Origin of the sequence: Acinetobacter sp. OYA S30 (assembly GCF_033599315.1) — a bacterium.
GTDB classification, from domain to species: domain Bacteria; phylum Pseudomonadota; class Gammaproteobacteria; order Pseudomonadales; family Moraxellaceae; genus Acinetobacter; species Acinetobacter baumannii.
On sequence record NZ_JAWVAV010000009.1, the window covers coordinates 62385 to 82467 of the forward strand.

The 20083-nt window shown below is 38.9% G+C and carries 21 protein-coding genes and 1 pseudogene; 9 read left to right on the top strand and 13 right to left on the bottom strand.

Features of this window, described 5'->3' with window-relative positions; all coding sequences use genetic code 11:
* Positions 1-113 precede the first annotated feature (113 nt).
* Together R5R67_RS06835 and R5R67_RS06840 are read left to right on the top strand one after the other, a co-directional pair.
* On the top strand, positions 114-1148 hold the full coding sequence (locus R5R67_RS06835) for a lipase secretion chaperone (protein WP_001189451.1): 1035 nt from the start codon (positions 114-116) through the stop codon (positions 1146-1148).
* 114 nt (positions 1149-1262) lie between these two features.
* Positions 1263-2204: a lipase family alpha/beta hydrolase gene (locus R5R67_RS06840; RefSeq protein WP_086261923.1), complete on the top strand. Its 942-nt coding sequence runs from the start codon at positions 1263-1265 to the stop codon at positions 2202-2204.
* Between the two features lie 53 nt (positions 2205-2257).
* Here the strand turns inward: R5R67_RS06840 and rplS are convergent, their stop codons facing one another.
* The 12 genes from rplS to ispH all read right to left on the bottom strand — a co-directional run bounded on the left by rplS (position 2258) and on the right by ispH (position 13333).
* Complete coding sequence (gene rplS, locus R5R67_RS06845) at positions 2258-2626, bottom strand: 50S ribosomal protein L19 (RefSeq protein WP_000014562.1); 369 nt, start codon at positions 2624-2626, stop codon at positions 2258-2260.
* A gap of 207 nt (positions 2627-2833) precedes the next feature.
* Positions 2834-3574 (bottom strand): tRNA (guanosine(37)-N1)-methyltransferase TrmD, encoded by a 741-nt coding sequence (gene trmD / locus R5R67_RS06850; RefSeq protein ID WP_000464598.1) that lies wholly within the window; start codon positions 3572-3574, stop codon positions 2834-2836.
* A 45-nt stretch (positions 3575-3619) separates the two neighbouring features.
* Positions 3620-4168, bottom strand: a complete 549-nt coding sequence (rimM, locus tag R5R67_RS06855; protein ID WP_000189236.1) for a ribosome maturation factor RimM — start codon at positions 4166-4168, stop codon at positions 3620-3622.
* Between the two features lie 19 nt (positions 4169-4187).
* Positions 4188-4439 (bottom strand): 30S ribosomal protein S16, encoded by a 252-nt coding sequence (gene rpsP, locus R5R67_RS06860; protein WP_000260334.1) that lies wholly within the window; start codon positions 4437-4439, stop codon positions 4188-4190.
* A 146-nt stretch (positions 4440-4585) separates the two neighbouring features.
* Positions 4586-5011 (bottom strand): type IV pilin protein, encoded by a 426-nt coding sequence (locus tag R5R67_RS06865; protein ID WP_000788338.1) that lies wholly within the window; start codon positions 5009-5011, stop codon positions 4586-4588.
* Complete coding sequence (locus tag R5R67_RS06870; RefSeq protein WP_001046419.1) at positions 5008-5490, bottom strand: type IV pilin protein; 483 nt, start codon at positions 5488-5490, stop codon at positions 5008-5010. Before R5R67_RS06870 ends, R5R67_RS06865 begins: the two co-directional genes overlap by 4 nt.
* 12 nt (positions 5491-5502) lie before the next feature.
* Complete coding sequence (locus R5R67_RS06875; RefSeq protein ID WP_000768945.1) at positions 5503-9357, bottom strand: PilC/PilY family type IV pilus protein; 3855 nt, start codon at positions 9355-9357, stop codon at positions 5503-5505.
* A gap of 11 nt (positions 9358-9368) precedes the next feature.
* Complete coding sequence (locus tag R5R67_RS06880; RefSeq protein WP_000149371.1) at positions 9369-10187, bottom strand: PilX N-terminal domain-containing pilus assembly protein; 819 nt, start codon at positions 10185-10187, stop codon at positions 9369-9371.
* The gene (locus tag R5R67_RS06885; protein WP_000079197.1) at positions 10184-11185 is read right to left on the bottom strand and encodes a PilW family protein; all 1002 of its coding nucleotides are present in this window, start codon (positions 11183-11185) and stop codon (positions 10184-10186) included. Before R5R67_RS06885 ends, R5R67_RS06880 begins: the two co-directional genes overlap by 4 nt.
* Entirely contained in the window at positions 11186-11746 is a 561-nt protein-coding gene (gene pilV, locus R5R67_RS06890) for a type IV pilus modification protein PilV (RefSeq protein ID WP_100223341.1), read from the bottom strand.
* Positions 11740-12213: a Tfp pilus assembly protein FimT/FimU gene (locus R5R67_RS06895; RefSeq protein ID WP_001214065.1), complete on the bottom strand. Its 474-nt coding sequence runs from the start codon at positions 12211-12213 to the stop codon at positions 11740-11742. Before R5R67_RS06895 ends, pilV begins: the two co-directional genes overlap by 7 nt.
* Positions 12214-12382: 169 nt before the next feature.
* Complete coding sequence (gene ispH / locus R5R67_RS06900; RefSeq protein ID WP_000407064.1) at positions 12383-13333, bottom strand: 4-hydroxy-3-methylbut-2-enyl diphosphate reductase; 951 nt, start codon at positions 13331-13333, stop codon at positions 12383-12385.
* A 122-nt stretch (positions 13334-13455) separates the two neighbouring features.
* Between ispH and gmk the strand changes: the two genes are divergently transcribed.
* The 7 genes and pseudogenes from gmk to bfr all read left to right on the top strand — a co-directional run bounded on the left by gmk (position 13456) and on the right by bfr (position 18367).
* Positions 13456-14085 (top strand): guanylate kinase, encoded by a 630-nt coding sequence (gmk, locus tag R5R67_RS06905; protein WP_000015937.1) that lies wholly within the window; start codon positions 13456-13458, stop codon positions 14083-14085.
* A 72-nt stretch (positions 14086-14157) separates the two neighbouring features.
* The gene (gene rpoZ / locus R5R67_RS06910; RefSeq protein ID WP_000135049.1) at positions 14158-14436 is read left to right on the top strand and encodes a DNA-directed RNA polymerase subunit omega; all 279 of its coding nucleotides are present in this window, start codon (positions 14158-14160) and stop codon (positions 14434-14436) included.
* Between the two features lie 38 nt (positions 14437-14474).
* Positions 14475-14605: pseudogene (locus tag R5R67_RS06915) on the top strand (hypothetical protein).
* A 39-nt stretch (positions 14606-14644) separates the two neighbouring features.
* On the top strand, positions 14645-16750 hold the full coding sequence (locus tag R5R67_RS06920) for a RelA/SpoT family protein (protein WP_318754791.1): 2106 nt from the start codon (positions 14645-14647) through the stop codon (positions 16748-16750).
* A 120-nt stretch (positions 16751-16870) separates the two neighbouring features.
* Positions 16871-17254 carry a RidA family protein gene (locus R5R67_RS06925; protein ID WP_000090000.1) on the top strand — a complete coding sequence of 128 codons (384 nt, stop codon included), beginning with the start codon at positions 16871-16873 and terminating at the stop codon, positions 17252-17254.
* Positions 17255-17463: 209 nt separating this feature from the next.
* Positions 17464-17658, top strand: a complete 195-nt coding sequence (locus tag R5R67_RS06930; RefSeq protein WP_000289091.1) for a bacterioferritin-associated ferredoxin — start codon at positions 17464-17466, stop codon at positions 17656-17658.
* 244 nt (positions 17659-17902) lie between these two features.
* Positions 17903-18367 carry a heteropolymeric bacterioferritin subunit Bfr gene (bfr, locus tag R5R67_RS06935; RefSeq protein WP_000678123.1) on the top strand — a complete coding sequence of 155 codons (465 nt, stop codon included), beginning with the start codon at positions 17903-17905 and terminating at the stop codon, positions 18365-18367.
* A 41-nt stretch (positions 18368-18408) separates the two neighbouring features.
* Here bfr and R5R67_RS06940 read toward each other — a convergent pair whose 3' ends face one another.
* Entirely contained in the window at positions 18409-20037 is a 1629-nt protein-coding gene (locus R5R67_RS06940) for a PglL family O-oligosaccharyltransferase (RefSeq protein ID WP_001195765.1), read from the bottom strand.
* Positions 20038-20083 lie beyond the last annotated feature (46 nt).

A 20083-nucleotide genomic window follows, 5' to 3' on the forward strand; every position in this document is an offset into this window, starting at 1 on the left:
TTAGCAAATTCAGCAAGATATTTTCATAATATTTAGGTGCCTTTTCACTTATTTTATGGCACATTAATGATCGAGTAAAAAACAACAAATGAAAACTTAAGGAAGATATCTTTATGCAAAGGATGCAGAAAAAGATATGGTGGTGTGTGCTCGGATTTTTTATTTTGAGCCTCATCGCATGTGTGTATTGGCTAAGCCCAGACTCGGAAAATACTTCACCTCAGCCAAATCAGGATGAAGCTAAAAGTTTGGTAGCTACTTCGCAATCTACTTTAAATTCACCATTAAACGAAAATACTTATTTGAGTAAAAGTCAGCAAGATACTCAAGTTAACTGCCAATTAAAAATTGATAGTTCACAGCATTTAGTTGTGAATAGCCAAACCCGTGACTGCTTTGAATATTTTATTACGCAGTATGGCGAGAGCAATTTACAACAAGTTAAAACTCATTTTGAGAAATTTATACAAGATCAATATTTAGAGCCAGCCCGCTCACAGATTATTGATTTGTGGACGCGTTATTTAAAATACCGTGAGCAGCTTGCACAAATTCAACCGCCTCAATCTAAACAACAAGATCAAAATTATTTTCAAAAGATCTTCAGTTCAATTCAAGATATAAGAAAACGTTTCTTCTCTGCCTCTGAAATTGAAGGGTTATTTTCAACAGAAGACATTTATCAGAACTACACATTAGATCGCATGAAGATTTTAGAAGATTCATCTTTAAGCGAAATTGAAAAAGCTAAAAAACTCAAAGAGCGCTTTGAACAATTACCAGAAGACTGGCAAGAAAACCTACAAGAACTCTCAAAGCTTGATGATTTACACACACTGACCAAACAAATTAAAGCTCGCAATGGTTCAGCAGAGGAACTTCGGCAAATGCGTACAGCACTTGTTGGAGCCGAGGCAACTCAACGATTAGAAACTTTAGATATACAGCGTAATGCGTGGCAACAGCGAGTGACTGGCTACTTAAATCAACGTGATGAAGTCCTGCATAGCAATATGAGTGACAGCGCTAAAAAACAAGCTATTCAACAACTACGCCAACAACAATTTAGCTCATCGCAAGAACAGCTTCGTCTTAGAACTTTTGAAACAGTCCATGACCAAGGAGGTGAACTACCCTTTAACTACTAGGCTTTTCTATTTCAAAGTGAGCCAAACCTTATCCAGCAGTAGAAGCTGCTTCTCATACAAAATAAAAATAGTGAGTAAAAAATGAAAAGGAACTTAATATTTTTCTGTGCTGCAATACTCTCAGGACTGAGTGTTTCAGCAACCCATGCCACAAATGCAGAGCAAGTCAAAAGCTCATTCGTCTATTCGACTTATGCACAAACCAAATATCCATTGGTTTTTAACCATGGTATGGCGGGTTTTAATCGAGTTGGAACAGATACGCTTGGTCTGGACTACTGGTATCAGATTCTTCCTGATCTTGCACGTAACGGAGGAAATGTCTGGGCAACAAGAGTTTCTCCGTTTAACTCAACTGAAGTTCGTGGAGAACAACTTGCCCAACAAGTAGAAGAAATTATTGCCATCACCGGAAAGCCTAAAGTCAACTTGATCGGACATAGCCACGGGGGACCAACAATTCGCTATGTCGCTGGGATCATGCCTGAAAAAGTCGCTTCGCTTACTACTATTGGTGCACCTCACAAAGGATCGCCAATGGCAGATGTCATCCTGAATGTTGAGGGTACTCCTCTATCCGGACTGGCAACATTAGTAAACTGGTTTTCCGCAGCAATTACTTGGGCAGGAGGTCTAGACCCAAATAGTTATCCGCATGACTCCCTAGCAGGTGCCCACAGTTTATCGACTCAAGGCTCTGCACAGTTTAATGCCCAGTTTCCAATGGGTGTTCCTACCACGTCTTGTGGTGAGGGTGCTTATCAGGAGAAAGGCATTTATATGTATTCATTCTCTGGTAATAAAGCGCTGACAAACCCATTAGATCCATTTGATATAGCATTGACAGGAAGTAGTCTAGTGGTTGACCCATTTGGGGATAATGATGGGCTGGTTTCTCGATGCAGTGCCAAATTTGGTAAAACTATTCGTGACGACTATAACTGGAATCATTTAGATGAAGTCAATCAGATCATGGGAATACGTTCTATTTTTGCAGCAGACCCTGTCTCGGTTTACCGTCAACATGCTAACCGTTTAAAACTTCAAGGATTATAAGCTTTAAAACAAAAAAAATGCGCCAAAAGGCGCATTTTTTACTCGCTATAAGCTTACGCTTTACGAGCTGGTAATTTTTCACGAATACGTGCAGCTTTACCAGACAAGTCACGGAGGTAGTAAAGTTTAGCACGACGAACGTCACCACGACGTTTCACTTCGATTTTAGCAACAACTGGTGAGTGAGTTTGGAATACACGCTCAACACCAACACCGCTAGAAATTTTACGTACTGTGAACGCAGAGTTCAAACCACGGTTTTTCTTAGCGATTACAACACCTTCAAATGCCTGAAGACGTTCACGGTCACCTTCTTTTACTTTAACTTGAACAACTACTGTGTCACCAGGAGCAAATTCAGGAAGGTCAGTTTTTAACTGTGAATTTTCAATAGCTTGAACTAAAGGATGTTTACCACTCATTGTGGGAATCTCCAATATGTGCGGAGTCAGAAGAGGCCTGAGTTTCCGCTGGGGATAGAGGCTAAAGCGCATATCAACCCGTTTAACTTTCCCTTTACGACAACCGTAAAGAGCCTTAAGTACACATAAATCTATAAAAAATAGACTTATGCTTTAATTCGAAGCAAAGCTTCTCATCTTTTGCTCAGAAAAACACAGGGGATGTGCTTACCCTTGTTCATCTGACAGCCATTTTTTTTGCTGCTTAGTCAACGTAACCTGTTCAATCAACTCAGGTCGACGCTCTAAAGTTCGTTGATAACGCTGCAAAAAACGCCATTTCTCAATATTGGCATGATGTCCCGATTTTAAAATTTCAGGAACATCTAACCCTTCAAACTGGTCTGGCTTAGTGTATTGCGGACAATCCAAAAGACCATCTACAAAAGAATCCTGTATCGCTGATTGCTCATCTGACATTACATTCGGCAAACGGCGAATAATACTATCAAGCAACACCATGGCAGGTAGTTCACCACCAGATAAGACGTAATCTCCAATCGACCATTCCTGATCAACATAATGCTGGATCAAACGCTCATCGACGCCTTCATAACGCCCACACAATACAATTAAGCCATCATAATCGACAAACTGCTGTACTGCCTGTTCATTTAAAGTCTTGCCTTGTGGAGACATATACACCACAGGTACATGAACACATCCTGCTTGCGAAGCAAGTTGTTTGGCATGGTTAATTGCTTTTGCCAAAGGCTCCGCCATCATCACCATACCAGGACCACCACCAAATGGACGTTCATCCACTCTTCGGTAATTCCCTTCAGCAAAATCACGTGGATTAATACAAGTGACTTGTACTATGTCACGTTTTGCTGCACGCCCGCTAATCCCATAGGCTGTAATCGCTTCAAACATTTCAGGAAAAAGCGTAATGACTGCAAAAAACACCGCAGACTCCTCTATTTTCCTGCTGCGTTAATCCTATAAAAAGGATTAATAATCTACGCCCCAATTGACGTAAATGCGACCAGCTTCAAGGTCAACGCGTTGCACCACATCTTTATGCCACGGGATCATGCGTTCTTCTGAATCAATGCTGTCTGGTGTAGCGCGTACAACCATCACATCATTGGCTCCAGTTTCAAATAACTCATGAATTTGCCCCAAGTTCACTTCCTGTTCGTCGTCATCAAGACCTAACACTGTTAAGCCTTTCAAATCTGACCAGTAGTACTCATCTACATCTGCTTTCGGCAGTTGAGATTTAGCAATCCAGATATTAGCGCCAACCAAGCTTTCTGCTCCTGTGCGATCACTCACACCTTTTAGAGCAACAACCAAGCCTTTGCCATGTGGTTTCCAACGTTTTACATCAACGATTTGCCAACCGGCCTTGGTCTCGATGTACCAAGGCAAGTAGTCAAACATATTGCTCATGGGTTCTGTATTGGAATACACCCAGAGCCACCCATTTAATCCATAAGCTGAACGTAACTGTCCAATCTGAATACGATCTTCGGGAACATTCTGTGTTGGTGTCATGGGCTACCTACTACAATAATTATGCAGTAGCTTTTTTAGCTTGAGCAGCCAAAGAAGCAACACGTTCAGAAGGTTGAGCACCTTGAGAAACCCAGTGAGCAAAACGGTCTGCGTCTAAACGAAGTTTTTCTGCTTGACCTTGTGCAGTTGGGTTAAAGAAACCGATACGCTCGATGAAACGACCATCACGTGCATTGCGGCTATCAGTCACAACGATTTGATAGAATGGACGTTTTTTTGCGCCGCCACGTGCTAAACGAATAACAACCATGATAAAAGCCTTATAATTCTTACGGATTATCCCTGCGCCGACCATCGGCAACACTTCAAACCCCTTTCATAGAGGGCGACATTCTACGTGATTTTCACCCTGAAAGAAAGATTAAATTTTGAGTTATCCGCAGTTTTGAATTTAAATTACTCGGTCCAACTCGATGAAGCAGATAGGGCACAAACTGTGGCACCTTTTGCCCAAAATTTTTGCCCTTGGTCATTTAAACAAATAATTCCATCACCTGCTTGTGAGCTAGTAGAAATAGGTGTTGCAGTAAGTACCCAAGTTGAATCATTTAGAGTTGTAAAAGCTAACTTATATAGAGCCTGACCTTGTATAGGACTCACATTAGAACCATAAATTGACTGTATGGTCGCATCCGAAGGATAACGGTTATTTACTATTTTTTGAGATTCTAAGGTCTGCGCAATATTCATCATTTCGGATTGAACAGCAGTACGATGTCCTTTACGCAAATATTGTAAATATGAAGGGGTGGCTATAGCCGCTAAAATTGCAACTATTGCTACCACGACCATAATTTCAATTAAAGAAAAACCATTCTTCACTGCCAAACCTCACTGTTCGCTTCACATGTATTACAAGTAGTCGTACCACCACAATCATTATCAACAGCTGTAACTGTTAAACTTTGACAACGTATACCTGAATTTTTAGCAATAAAATTAAAATTTCTCGAATCTGTTGTGGTTGCTCTAATTACCCATGTTTGCCCATTTGCAGCAGAATTTGTTAATAAATTACCTGTGGTCGTATCATCAGTAATCTGAATCGTATATCCCCCGCGAGGTAGGGTTATAGAGGTTGTGGTAAAACCCCTATAAGTAAAATTTCTTGATTTATGCTGTTCTAATTGTTCAGCTAATTTCAAAATTTCACTTTTAGCCGCAGATGCAGTAGCTCTACGGCTATAACTTTGATATGAAGGGATAGCAATTGAAGCAAAAATAGCAACGATAACAATCACGACCATAAGCTCAATCAAGGTAACCCCCTGATTGAACCGTAGAATAGAGTATTTATTCATAAGCTGTTCCTTCTAGCGATAGCGCTCATACCAGCGCACAGGAAGTAAATGACTTGTACACTGCCACTCACCTGTTCCGTTCTCGTTTCCAGACAGCTGTAATTTGCCACAACTATTAGTCACAGGAGGTTCATCTCTTTTTGGAACAAATGTGATATTACGAATACCTGCACCAATGACATTTGTATTACATTCAGAGACTCCAGCTGGACAGTTACTACCAGTTTTTGTTTGAAACCCGCTCGGGTTTTCTTTATTTGAATTAATGGTTCCATCCGGATTAAGACAAGCACCAAATGGTAAACAATAAGTTTGTCGGTCTGTTTCTCCCACAACACGAGGTAGGCAAGGATCTGCCGCAACAATTCCCGTTCCTTGAGGGTCATAAACTGGAATAATTAAATTACCCGTAATTGCCATTGGTTCCTCAAAAGCTTTGAGTCCTCCTTTAATACGAAAACTATTATTAGCTTTTTCTGTACCATCGCTCGTACTAGAAAGCGAGCGATACCAACCACCTTTACCTACTCCTGTAGTGGGGAAGAAAATTTGAGCTACTCTTGTTTCACCTGTTCTTAGAATTTGTGGATTTTTTCTTAAGCCTGTCCGTGTAATATCTTTTGTTTCAAGCTGATTATCAGTTAAAGACATTAAGTTCTTTTTAACAAAGTCTCTATCAATAATTCCATATACATTATTTACAGGACGTCCACTTAATGCACTTGCAGGCAGCATACCTTCACGACCTGTGAGTGGGTAAACGTCTAAAGGTGTACTACGGTCTCCTGATGCAATACCTACTGTAATAAAAGTGTGAATTCCATAATCGTGGATCGTTACTGTTGGAGGCTCATAAAAACGAGGAGCATTCCCACCTGTATAATCATTTGTGCCATCATAAGTTGAATCATTTGTTGCTAAATTCGCTAAACGCACAACTCTGACACCAAAACTGCTATAGGTCGAATTGGTTTTTGTCTGATTATTATTAAGGTCCACGCGAAAAATTTGTCCGCCTAAATCTCCAAAATATAGATGGTCGACTAAGCCATCAGCATCACGGTCTAAAGTACTAATACGGCTAACAATACTATGCTTCATATTGGCGTTATCAGTATTAGAACCTGTATCACTTGTCCACCACAAACGCTGACCAGTTTTTGCGTCAATAATATAGACAGCATTTCCTTTTGCTTTTCCATTGGTAAAGCAAGCGTCAGTCAACGTAATATTTGGTTTTTCATAACACTGATCATAACCACCGCCAACAATCAGGACGCGTCTAATAGAACCGTTATAACGGATGTTCGCGAGTACGGGTTTAGACCAGCTTTGACCCATACGGCTATAGTCAGTCTGGTCTGCCCCTATTCTAAAAAGCAGTTTCGGTGAAGTAGGGCTTAATACATCTAGTCCGTAGTAGCTACTTCCCCCCATACGCATGCCGCCATAAATATTCATTTGCTTTGCAGTTACTTTTGATACTGCCGAGCTACCACTTCCCACTGTAGTAATATTATAGGCTGGATCAGATACCCAAGCTCCGTCCATACCATGAGCGGGAGCTGAAGCATCACTTTGACCAACAACTAAAGCTTTGGAAGCAACTGAATCATTTAAAATATCTGCAGGAACAAAGACCATTTGCTCAATACCAGATGAAGCATCCACAATATGTAATCCGCCTTCCATAGTTCCATAGAGGATGGATTGTTCTCGCGCAGATGTTAAATTTCCATTATCATCTAGTGTTCCATTGTAGGTTAGTTGAACCGGTAAAGAGTGAATACTTCCCCCCATCGATAAATAAGGTTCATTCGATGTAACCAAAGATGAAGGCAGAGTTGTTGCATTAATATCTGTTGAATAACCTAAATAATTTAATATTTTTAATTTCAAGCTTATAGGAAAAGCTTTTAAAATATTTTGTCCAGTTGATGGATCAAATTTACCTAAAACATAACTTGCTGTATTAGCCACCGTATCAAAAGGATTAGTTCCTTCTGGTGGAGCAGCTGGAATTTTTAGCAAATTAGTTCCAGAAGTTGAAATTTTCGTTAAGCTACCATCTGCTGCAACGGCGGAAACATCAGTAAATAAGTTGCGGATTTTACTTTGTACTGCGTAATAATATTTTGTGATATTCCCTTCTGCATCACGTGTTTCAGGTTGTCCAGCAATGGGTAAAGGCACATTCGCATATGAACCACCTAAAAAGACTTTGCCTCCGTCAGTATAAGTAGAGCTATTCCAATAATCCTTTGTTCCAGTCCTAAAAGCCCCACTTGCATTGTAGACTAATCCGCCAGAATTGGCCTCAAAAGCACCTGCATTCGCTCCAGATAAAACAACATGATATTTCTTTAAATTTCCACGCCATGTTAAGTACGTGTTAGCTGGATTTGGCTCAAAAGCTCGTAAATAACCATATTCCTGTAAATTTTTGGGATTCAATGCATCATATGGAACTGAGATAGCACCTGTGGTTAAGGGTTCTAAAGGAACTTTATCTAAATTATTAATAAATGCGATAACGCTGTCTGTTACGCCTTGTGAACTCTGAGTAGGGAAAAAACCACCATTCCCATAACCTGGTGCAGCTACCGCATTTGTAGATTGATTCGGTGAACACGCATCATCTCCTTTTCGGTCAGACTGGGTTCTCGAACTTAAACGGCAGGCATTTTTTACATCAGAAGAATTCAAACTAGAAAAGTCACTACCAAAACCGACAAATGCTGTTTGAATAGAAACTCCGGCAGGGTTCTTTGTTTTATCAAATAATCTTTTTGCAAACTCCCCCATACAAGCCCAACCAGAGTCTGCCGTAGTGTTAGATAAACCTCCAGAACAATTAAAATCAGCTCCAAAAGTACTACCTAAAGCAGTCGACATGACACTTGCCGAACGTGTATTTGTTGTATTGTTCGGTTCGCCATCCGATAAGAAGTAAATACCTTGTCCATCACAACTCTGGCGATTCGCTACTGCAGGTAAAGGTGACTGATACACTGCATTGGAGTTAGTAGCATTTCGGTCTACAACAATATTCGGATTGCTAGCTGTATCATTTGATTTAGATTTTGGAATACCGCTATCTGCATTTGCTACAGCATAATTAAAAGTGGTGTAGTAATAAGTATAGTAATAAGTCCAGTCAGATGAAGTATCATAAGCAGTAGCATTATCCACACCTGGATTATTTGTTGACCAGCTACTCCAATAACTATTTGAACGACAAGGTTGCCATAGGTTGGCTGTATCAATTTGCGAATCACGGTAATTAGTACAATATGAATATTCAGTTCTATTATCAGATCTTCTTACACGTTTGATATAACTATCTTTACGAATAGCATAATTCGTCTCTGAATATGTGGTTGTTCCCATCAAATAAGCAGCCGCTTCAGCATAAGCGTGGGCTGAAGGTGTTGAGCCTCCTGCAGTTAAATTAGCAACAGCTTGTTTTAATTTATAACGTTGTGAGCCTACCGTATTTAAAGTACTCGCATCTCCTAAAGGAGCAGCAGCCACCAAGATTTGTCCACTTCGGCTGTCGCCATTTGCCGAGAAATTTCCTAAACCTACTCGCGTATCATTTAAGACAGGGTTATTGCTAGCCAAAAAAGCATTCATACCATTTTTAAGCATGGCTAAGCGGTTTTCACCATAACTATTGTTGGTCATACTTCCTGATGTATCCAACATCATCACAATTGTTTTTTTACCTGCTGTAGGTGAGGCATAAATTTGTAAATCACTTGCCTGCACCACAGAGCTTGTCATCAGCCATGTGAATATCATTGAGCTTGAACAGACGGCATACCATAAATTATTTGGCTTAAAATTCTTCAATTTTAGTTTCATGATATTCCCCATTATGAACCTGGTGCCGTGATTTCAGTCAGCTTATTGGTATAGTTAAATTCTTGAACTTGAGTACTAAAAGGTACGTTATGGTTTGCCAAACAATCAGCTAGGGTTTGCTTATCCGTTAATGCACTATCAAAGTTGTCACTAATTTTTGCGGAACTCGTACTTAAGCAATCAGATTGCAGAGCTTCTAAAGAAGTCGAGGCATAAGCAGGTAAAAACGCTGTTGTAATAACCCGAATACGTTGCGTAGATAGCATGCTTTTAGGAAGTTGGGTTCCTTCGGAAAGATTTATGTCCCGAGGTAGATTTGAACCCGGAATATCAGCCATGGCATCGGTTGGGATACTGACAGCAACTTGAGTAACTACCGCTTGACGATTACTCCCATAGTCACTTGTTAAATCGCAGAAACCTGCTACTCCACCATCTTCAACCACAGCATTATTGGCGCTGCCAGCTCGAAGCAAACTTGCCCCCCGAGTTTGAGCAAAACTTACAGATGTAGAAGTTGGTTTATAGCAAAAGTTATATTCCGCACCAGGGTTACTTTCATGTGCTTTCAGTGCTGCTCCAATCACATTGGTAATATTTGTCAATGTGGTTGGGTTCATCTGTACAATAAGCTCTAACGGAGTATCTGAAGATTGAAAGTTTAATTGGCCAACTTGGCTATTAGTTGCAACTTTTAGAGAAACAATCGCTACTCTTATTGCCAAAACCCCGACAGAAATAACAATCAATAAAATAATAAGTACAACAATAAGTGTGGCACCCGTTTCCTTAGATCGACCTTTAATATTTTTATAATTTAAATGGGTCATATTGTTTCTCCCATTGCATTGCGTAAAGCAATTGTCACGCTATATACGCGTCGCAAAAAGCGAGTTCTGTTATCAGCAGCATGCACATTCTGATCTAGCATAAGAAAAGACTGATTAGGGTCTATTGCCTTATTTTGAGCATTATTTGTAGAACGGGCTAATACCGATATTTGTATTGACAGAATTCTTGGAGCAGCCACAGCTGGACTCGCATCTCGAGCAGCTTGCGCAGCCACCCGATACTGAGGAATTGTGTAATAAGCAAAATTACCAGCTGCGTTTTTCGCACCTAATAAGACATGAAAATGGTCAATACGAGGCAGTATAATTTGCCCTGCATCTCCTAATCCATTAACGATATCAGGTTGCGCTGTAGCACTAACCGCAGGGGTATTCGCATCACATGCAAGTGCATAATCCTGTTGAGAGCTACCATTATTATCAACACGTAAAAAATACCGTTGAACTATTAGGTCCCCCGCTAACACATTCACACCTTCACAATTAGTCATATTGGTCGGGGCAATGAATTGAATAGTCAGTTGATCGCTTTGTACTTCAGCATTTGAACTATTCTGTATATTTGAAAGACCTTTCCAGTGGTTATTCACTGTACTTACCGTATCACCTGCACCACGGCTTAATAACGCTTCCGGAATATAAGTATTTGTATCAACTTTTGGAATAAAATTAATATTGTTGGCATTTGTTGCTGTTGAACCTGTTAATACAATACCTCCCCAAGGCGTTGTATCTGTTAATTGTGGATTTACAACATTTCCATAATTTAGAAGCCGTATATCACGTGCCATATATTCCAAACCAAAAATACCGCTGTCCTGGATTTCAGCATTGGCTTTTTGCAATCGACTCGATAAAAGCCCTCCAATAAATAGCTGTGTTGCAGCAGCCACTAATATTAGGCCTAAAGCTAAGGCGACTATAAGTTCAATCAAGGTAAAACCTTGTTCTTTATTAGAAATAAATGATTGAGCCATTTAATATGCCTCCATCATTAAGCAAGTTAAATTATTCACGTAAACACCGTTATTACTCATACAACTTGAAACATCCACACTAGTATTTGTTCCATTTGTAGTAATCACTGGCGCAGTTTTACCCCAAAAGACAAATAGGCACTGGCGTTGTTGCACCATTGTATTTGTAACGCCAGGGCAATTTGACATCGTAATTCTCATACCCAGTTGATTAGCATTTCTAGCTGCTTGATAGGCATCAAATTGAGCAAGTTGGGAGGCAGTACATAGAGAGTTAAAACATGACGTGGGTGCAGGAGTATCAGATGTATAGTTGCTATAACTACGCACAAATGTAGGATACTGGCTAGCTTGAGTACTATTTGTACGGATATTTTCTGCTAATCCCCTCATCACTAGAATGGCTTGAGATTTACTTAATGCTTCTGAAGAGGCATCCATAGCTCTTAGCTGCAAGGCAACATAACCTAAAACTCCAATAGCAAGTAAAATTAAGGCAACCAAAACTTCGAGTAAGCCCACCCCAGCTTGGGCTTTTTGCTTATAGTGATGCATTAACAAGTCTCCTCGGCCTTAAAAACTAAAGTGCCAAGCTTGGTCAAAATAATGACTTTCTTTTTATTTATTCTAGAATTACAAATAGATAAAAGCGTATCTTGAGTTATATTTGCCACTACTCCATTTGCATTAAAAGCTAAAGTGGTAGTCGTTAAAGAACTTTGCGTACCATCAGCGGCTATATTTTTTAGCTCAAGAGTATTATTAGAAGCTGTCTGCCAATTTAATGAAGTGGGTGTATTTGAAGCTGTTGAGTTCAAGTTAACAGAAACATTCTGACGGCCTAAAATTGCCTGACTTTTCGCTTCTGATAAAGTGTTGATTAAGTCTCTTTGATTAGCATCTAAACGTTTACTTTCTAATAAATTTGACATTGATGGCGCAGCCATCAATGCAATAATAGCCATGACCGCAATCGTCACCATTAGCTCGACCAAGGTGAACCCTTCTTGTGGAATAATTCCCCTCATCCCCAGAACCCCAAATAAAACTAAAATTTTTTATTTCTTATTTAAATTTTACTTTTACAAATTACAAAACAAATACAAAACAGACAAAGGGTATAAAAAAACAGATAACTGTCATGTTAACAATTATCTGTTTAACTATTTAAAATCAGTATGTTAAATAAGTCACATTTTATGCTTGGGTCACATGTATACGTAATTCTTTAGGAAGACTAAAAGTAATATTTTCCTCACGTCCTTCTAATTCTTTAGGCGCCTGAGCTCCCCAATCTTGTAAACGTTGAATCACTTGCTTAATTAAAATTTCTGGAGCAGAAGCTCCTGCTGTAACACCAATTTTACAAGTATCATTGAACCATGATTGTTCAAGTTGATCTGCATTATCTACTAGATAAGCAGCTTTCCCCATACGCTCAGCAAGCTCACGTAAACGATTCGAATTTGACGAGTTAGGTGAGCCAACAACCAGCACAACATCACATTTTTCAGCTAGGTCACGTACTGCATCTTGTCTATTTTGAGTTGCATAACAGATGTCATCTTTACGCGGACCTTGAATATTCGGGAATTTTGCACGCAAAGCATCAATCACTTTTGCTGTATCATCAATAGATAAGGTCGTTTGCGTAACAAATGCTAATTTTTCCGGATGTCTAACCTCGAGTGCTGCCACATCAGCCTCATCTTCAACCAGATAAATATCGCCACCTTTTAATTTGTCATATTGTCCCATCGTACCTTCAACTTCTGGGTGCCCTTCATGACCAATTAAAATAGCTTCTGTCCCTTCGCGAGCATATTTAGTTACTTCAATATGTACTTTAGTCACCAATGGACAAGTTGCATCAAAAACTTTTAAGCCTCGACGCTCTGCTTCTTGCTGAACTGCTTTTGAAACACCGTGCGCACTGAAAATTACAATAGAATCATCTGGCACTTGATCGAGCTCATCAACGAAAACTGCCCCTCTTTGGCGTAAGTCATCTACCACAAATTTATTGTGTACAACTTCATGACGTACATAGATAGGAGGATTAAAACATTCCAAAGCCCGATTGACGATTGCTATGGCTCGATCAACACCGGCACAAAAACCACGCGGATTAGCTAACACAATTTCCATAACAGCCTCAAAATTAATAAAACAGGGGAACTTCTCGTAAATATTTGCAGTTAAAACTATTCAGTTTAAACGCACGGTACACTACAATAGCGAAGATATTTTATCATATCAGGAAAAATATCATGTCGGGTCTATTGTTTGTCGTTTCTGCTGCATCAGGAACGGGCAAAACATCTTTGGTGAAAGCCCTACTTGACCGTGTGAGCAATTTACATGTTTCAGTTTCGCATACTACCCGAGGTCAACGACCAGGTGAGTTAGATGGTGTTCACTATCACTTCACAACAAAAGATGAATTTTTAGACCAAGTGAACCAAGGTGGATTTATCGAATATGCTGAAGTATTTGGTAATTACTATGGCACTTCGCAAGCAACCGTAAAACAACAGTTAGCTCAAGGACATGATGTCTTGCTTGAAATTGACTGGCAAGGTGCAGAGCAAGTACGCAAGCTGTTTCCTGAATCTAAACAGATCTTTATTTTACCACCTACTCAATTCGATTTACGTCAGCGTTTATCTAACCGTGGTACAGACTCTGTTGAAGTTATTGAACACCGCTTAAGCTGTGCTGTTGAAGACATGCAGCATTATGTAAATTTCGACTATATCATCATTAATGATGACTTTAATAAAGCCCTACATGAGCTTGAAGCCGTCATTACAGCAAATCGTTTAGTCTTATCTCAACAGGCAAAAAGACATCAAAATCTAATTCAAGACTTGATTACTCCACAACCAAAACAGGAATAACTTGAGTCTGGAACGAAAGCCTTTTATACTATTTAGTCTGTTCAAATTTACCATTCCAAAACGAGAACTTTTATGGCACGCGTCACCGTTGAAGATTGTTTAGATCATGTAGACAACCGTTTTGAGCTTGTGCTCGTTGCAAGTAAACGTGCTCGTCAATTGGCACGTCAAGGCATGGAGCCAACTGTAGAATGGGATAACGACAAACCAACAGTTGTTGCTTTACGTGAAATCGCTGTAGGTCACGTAACGAAAGAAATTCTTAAACAACGTGAGCAAGATTACCAAACTTCTAGTCTTGATCTTGCCCTTTCTACAAACAGCTTAAATTTAGAAGGTTTTTCTTTCTAATTATTCCTGTTTCTATAAAAAACCATCGTTTTTTTGCGATGGTTTTTTATTTGGCTTATGCATATTTAAAACATATTGGTAAAAGCAATTATTTTCATTGAAAAAAAAATACACTTTTTCAATCGAAAAAATTGACAAGTTCCGCAATATGCTTTTCATTAAGAAGTAGATAGATTTAGTTTTTTAAGCAACAGAAAAAGGGTGGTCTATGCCAGGCGAAGAGGTCAGCCAAGCCAAGCAACAGCTCAAATTAATTATCGACCCTTACTTATCGGTAAGTGAAGTCGAAAAAGTGCTTGCTGCCTGCGATTTTGGAGATCTGGCACACACTGGTATTACCCGTAAAAGTGGTGAACCTTATATTCTGCATCCTATCGCGGTTAGCTGTATTTTAGCGAATATGCGCCTGGATCCTGAAACATTAATGGCTGCACTTTTACATGATGTCATTGAAGACACTCAATATACAAAATACGATATTATTGAGCGATTTGGACAAACAGTTGCAGAGCTTGTTGATGGCGTAACCAAACTAAGCCAGTCGAGCGATAAAGAATATAATAAAGCTGCTTCTTTTAGAAAAATTCTACAAGCTACTTTGCAAGATCCACGCGTCATTATTATTAAACTAGCTGATCGCTACCACAATATGACCACATTGGGCGCCTTACGTCCCGATAAACGTGCTCGTATTGCTCAAGAAACCTTTGATATTTTCGTACCGATGGCAAGATTAGTCGGCATGAATGAAATGGCCGATAACCTTGAAAATTTATGTTATCAAAATCTCGATTTAGATATGTTTGATAACGTTCAAAATGCGTTGCTTCAAACCAAGCCAGAGCGATGTAAATACCAAAGTATCTGGGAACAAAATCTTGCGGAGCTTCTCCACAATTATCATATTCAAGGTCGAATTAAAAAGAAAAATAATAATATTGAGCTCTTACGCCATTTCGTAAAAAATGAAATGGATTTACAAGAACTTACTCATAGCCATGCCTTTGAAATCGTTTTGCAGTCTATTGCAGACTGCGATCGTTTAGTAGCAGCCTTAAAAGAAAATTTTCAGGTCATCCAATATCAAGATCATATCCGCCGCCCGTTACCAGGTGGCAATCAGTCATTAATGATCAAGCTTAAGGGTGAAAAAACTACCTTATCGCTCACTATTCAAACTGAGTTGATGCGTAAAGCTGCACGTTTCGGTGTAGTACTCGGCGAAAATGCTCCACAAACTTGCCGCTCTGCCATTCAAGCTTCCATGCAGAACCTAAATACACTCATTGATGGTGAATGTGCTAAAACGACTTTTAATGACTTACTTGATTATTTGCATCAAGAAAAAATTTGGGTTTACACACCACACGGCCAGTTACATGAGTTACCACAAGGTGCCACAGTAGTTGATTTTGCCTATTCAGCTAGTCTTTTCTTAGGCAACCATGCGGTAGGTGCGAAAGTTGATGGTGAAATTAAGCCACTTTCTACACCATTAGTTAGTGGGCAGGTTATTGAGATTATTACTGACGTTTTAGCAACGCCAAATCCAGATTGGCTGAGCTTCATTAACACTCAAAAAGCTCGCCGTGCTTTACAGCACGTACTCAAAGACCAAGATATTGAAGAACAACGTTTAGTTGGTGCCCAAGCACTTTCACGAGCTTTGAAACTCTTTAATCGTTCTATTAACGACCTTTCAGATGCAGATTGGTTAGATCTCTTACAATGGCGTCATATTGATAATAAAGATGCATTATTTGAGCAAATTGCTGTTGGAGATTTACTTCCTCAACTTGTAGCTAACCATTTGTTTGCAAATGACAAGCATCCTCGAGCAGAAAATTCAGATCGACTAATTCAAGGAACTGAAGGCATTGATGTTAAATATGCCCACTGTTGTAATCCTATTTTAGGCGATCCAATTCAAGGCCATTTAACACGACGTGGTTTAATTGTGCACCGTATTCGTTGTCATAATTTGCTTCATGAACAACATTTACACCCAGAAAACATTATGCCGCTTCAATGGAAAGCAGATGACGTAGATGATGTACGTTTTACTGCTTACCTTGCGATTTATATGGCAATGAATGATGAACAGGTATCAGACCTCATCTACCAATGTCGTAAAAATAATGCTGGGGTAGAAATGGTACATTCCAACGAACAGCGTACTTTCGTCAATATTGTAGTAAACAACCGTAAACATATTGCAAAAGTCATTCGTGATTTACGAATGCACTATGGCTTCCCACGTATTGAGCGTCTAGACGCCCCTGCTCCACAAATGGAAATTTCCAAAGTCAGCTAAAATTTGTTCTGCTTTACTAAAATCTAACTTCTAGAAGTACTTAATCAATTAAATCGATGATACTTTTGTCAAAACGTATCATCGATTATGATGAAAAAAGATTTAATCAAGGAGAACCAAATGTCCCGTCAAGTCATTCATACTGAAAATGCCCCTGCTGCCATCGGCACATATTCTCAAGCCATTTTAGTAGGTAACACACTATATTTATCAGGGCAAATTGGTTTAGATCCTTACAGTATGGAACTTGTAGACGGTATTGAAGCTCAAATCCGCCGTGTTTTTGATAACCTTAAAGCAGTATGTGAAGCTGCAGGCGGCACACTTGCAGATATTGCAAAGCTCAATATTTTTCTTACTGATTTATCTAATTTCCAACTCGTTAACCAAATTATGGGCGAATATTTTGCTCAACCATACCCTGCTCGTGCTGCACTTGGTGTAGCAAGCCTGCCTAAAGGGGCTTTAGTTGAAATGGATGGAATTGTTATTATTAATCAGTAAGATAAAATATTAACTAGAAATTATTTAGCTCTAAAATTAGATACCACCCCAGCTTAAAAAGCTGAGTAACTCTCAGATTTCCGCTTAGGTGGTATTTTTTTATCCAAAATCCCAATAACGATAAATGAGATTTTAAATGAATTTCATTGACAAACGATAATAATTATCAATAATATCAATTATCGCATTTATATTTGGGGATCACTCCCATGTACGTTTGCTTGTGTCGTGGCATTACCGATCAGGATATTAAAGACGCTATTGAAAATGGCGCTGAAAGCTATCGTGAAATTCGCGATTTGCTTGATCTTGGTACTTGCTGTGGACGCTGTGCACCAGAAGCACGTGCTATTATTAGTGAAGAATTAGCAGAAATTGCTGCTCGCATTTCTGTAGCTGCATAATAAAAATTTATATTTAACAAAAATTTATTGACTCCTCCACCGCTTTTTGCGGAACGTTAAATGTTCCTCATTGAAGCGGTTTTTTTTGGAAGGAAATTCACATTTACCAATATTGTGTTGTTTTTGATTGCGATTTTCATTTGCTGTTCTATAAATTACTCGCCATATCCATGATTGTTCACTAAAATGAATTTATAGATTGCCTTAATTGAATTAAGGCAGAAATTGTTTTGGAGTAGCTACAATGAAAGGCAATCGTGATGTCATTAATCAGCTCAACCAAGTGCTGTATCATCATTTAACTGCAATTAATCAATACTTTTTACACTCTCGTATGTTTAATGATTGGGGAATTGAACAACTCGGTTCTGCCGAATATAAAGAATCAATTCGCCAAATGAAGCATGCTGACAAAATTATTGAGCGTATCTTATTTTTAGAAGGTCTCCCTAATCTTCAACACTTAGGTAAATTGTATATCGGTCAACATACAGAAGAAGTTCTGCAATGCGACATCCGTAAAGTAAAAGAAAATATTGAAGCAATTCAAAAAGCGGTCGCTTTAGCCGAAACAGAACAAGACTATGTAACGCGTGATTTGGTACAAGAAATCTTAGAAAAAGAGGAAGAATATTGGGATTGGTTAGATACTCAAATTGATCTTATTGGCAGTGTTGGTATCGAAAATTATATTCAAAGCCAAATGTAATTTCTCATAAAAAAATCCCCTTGTATTCAAGGGGATTTTTTTTATTTATCTTTTAACAACTCTGCCAAAGTTATTTGCTGTCGATAAAGATGCTGCAAAATAAATATTTGTTGCTCGGCCTGTTCTACTTTTCCATTATAGGCAAGTAGCTGGGCATATTTACGCAAGTTATAAGGCGTCGCTTTATTCTTCACAAAATTACCCCACACTGCTAAATCAGCATCAGATAAAGTAGTTTCAGGCTTCATCTCAATCCATTTTAGACGCTGCTCAAACTGCGTTAAAACAAAAATCTGATTACTTCCCAAAACCTCAGCATTTGGCTGTTTATTCTTAAACAACAAATTACTATTTGTGACATAGACATTATAGTCACGCCAAATTGCTAGCAGAAGTATTAAACTGACTCCCCAAATTAAACGAAGAACCTGCTTGTTGAGCACAATACCTTTGAGTACAGGTGTCTGTGCCTGAATTATGCCTAATAAGAATCCACAAGTAAGTAAGAAGTAAGCGTAGCGTTGAGGAAACTCTAACATGGCATGAATGAGTACGGTACACACCATCATAATTGCAATAATTGAGATAGTTTCTTTAGCCTGCTGGTTTAGCCAAAGGAACCAACATGCAAAGTAAGCAATAATGACTATACCTATTGGGATACCGTTCCAGATGATGAGATCTAATAAAATATTATGGGCACTGGTCGTCCACTCAGTTGTTGGAAAAAGAGCATAGGCTGACATTTGCGCTACACTGGTTTGGTTCCAACCATACCCCAACCAAGGATGTTGCTGTACAGCAAGTAGCATTTGGGTCCAGATATTAAAACGTAGATATCCAGAGCTTGCTCTTTCAACTAAACTACTTGCTTGGGCTACATCAGCGCTCGACCATGCTTCAATTAAACTAGTAGCAAATGGCAGAATTACGCCGGCTATTACAAAAAAACCAGCACACCACAAGAACCCTTGAATAAAACCAAATCTTTTTTGTTTTCCAAATAGTTTAACTATCCAATAGATAAGTAAAAATGGAAAAACCACCCAAGAAGTTCTTGATTGGCTTAAAGCGATTGTAAACAAGATAATAAGTGCTGAAGGGAAAAGTAACCAAACTGTTGCTTTATTCTTTTCATATAAAAATAGACAACCTAATAGCCCCATAATCAGAAAGGTTGCCATATTGTTAGGTTGACCAAAGTTGCCGTAAGGACGGTTACCAATTAAATGCAACATATGCACAAAATGAGACTCAATATTTAACCATTGGCATATCGCAATAAAACTGGTCGCAATTGATACAATAATCAGTAATAAACTAAAGCCTGTAAAAATTTGATCTCGCTTTTGTTGATCTAGTGACAAGTTATAACCCGCCACAACCATAAACCAGAAGCCTAATAAGTAAAGTGAACTTAACAAAGCTGTACTAAAATCAAAAACTAGACCAAAAGCCCACTGCACCACTGGAATTAAAATAAATGGCAATAGCAATAATTGTGCACGCGGAATTTTAATATTTTGATAAAAAAGTGCAGCTAAGACACTTAAACCTGCCGCAAAAGTACTCATTTCACTAGAAAACATTACCCAAGGGTTATAGTGAAATGGTGATAACCACGCAAAACCCAACAAAATTGCTGCGAGGAACAGAAAGAATACTTGCATAGTGACAGGTTTGAGACTATTAGAAATGGGTGAAATTATACATGGA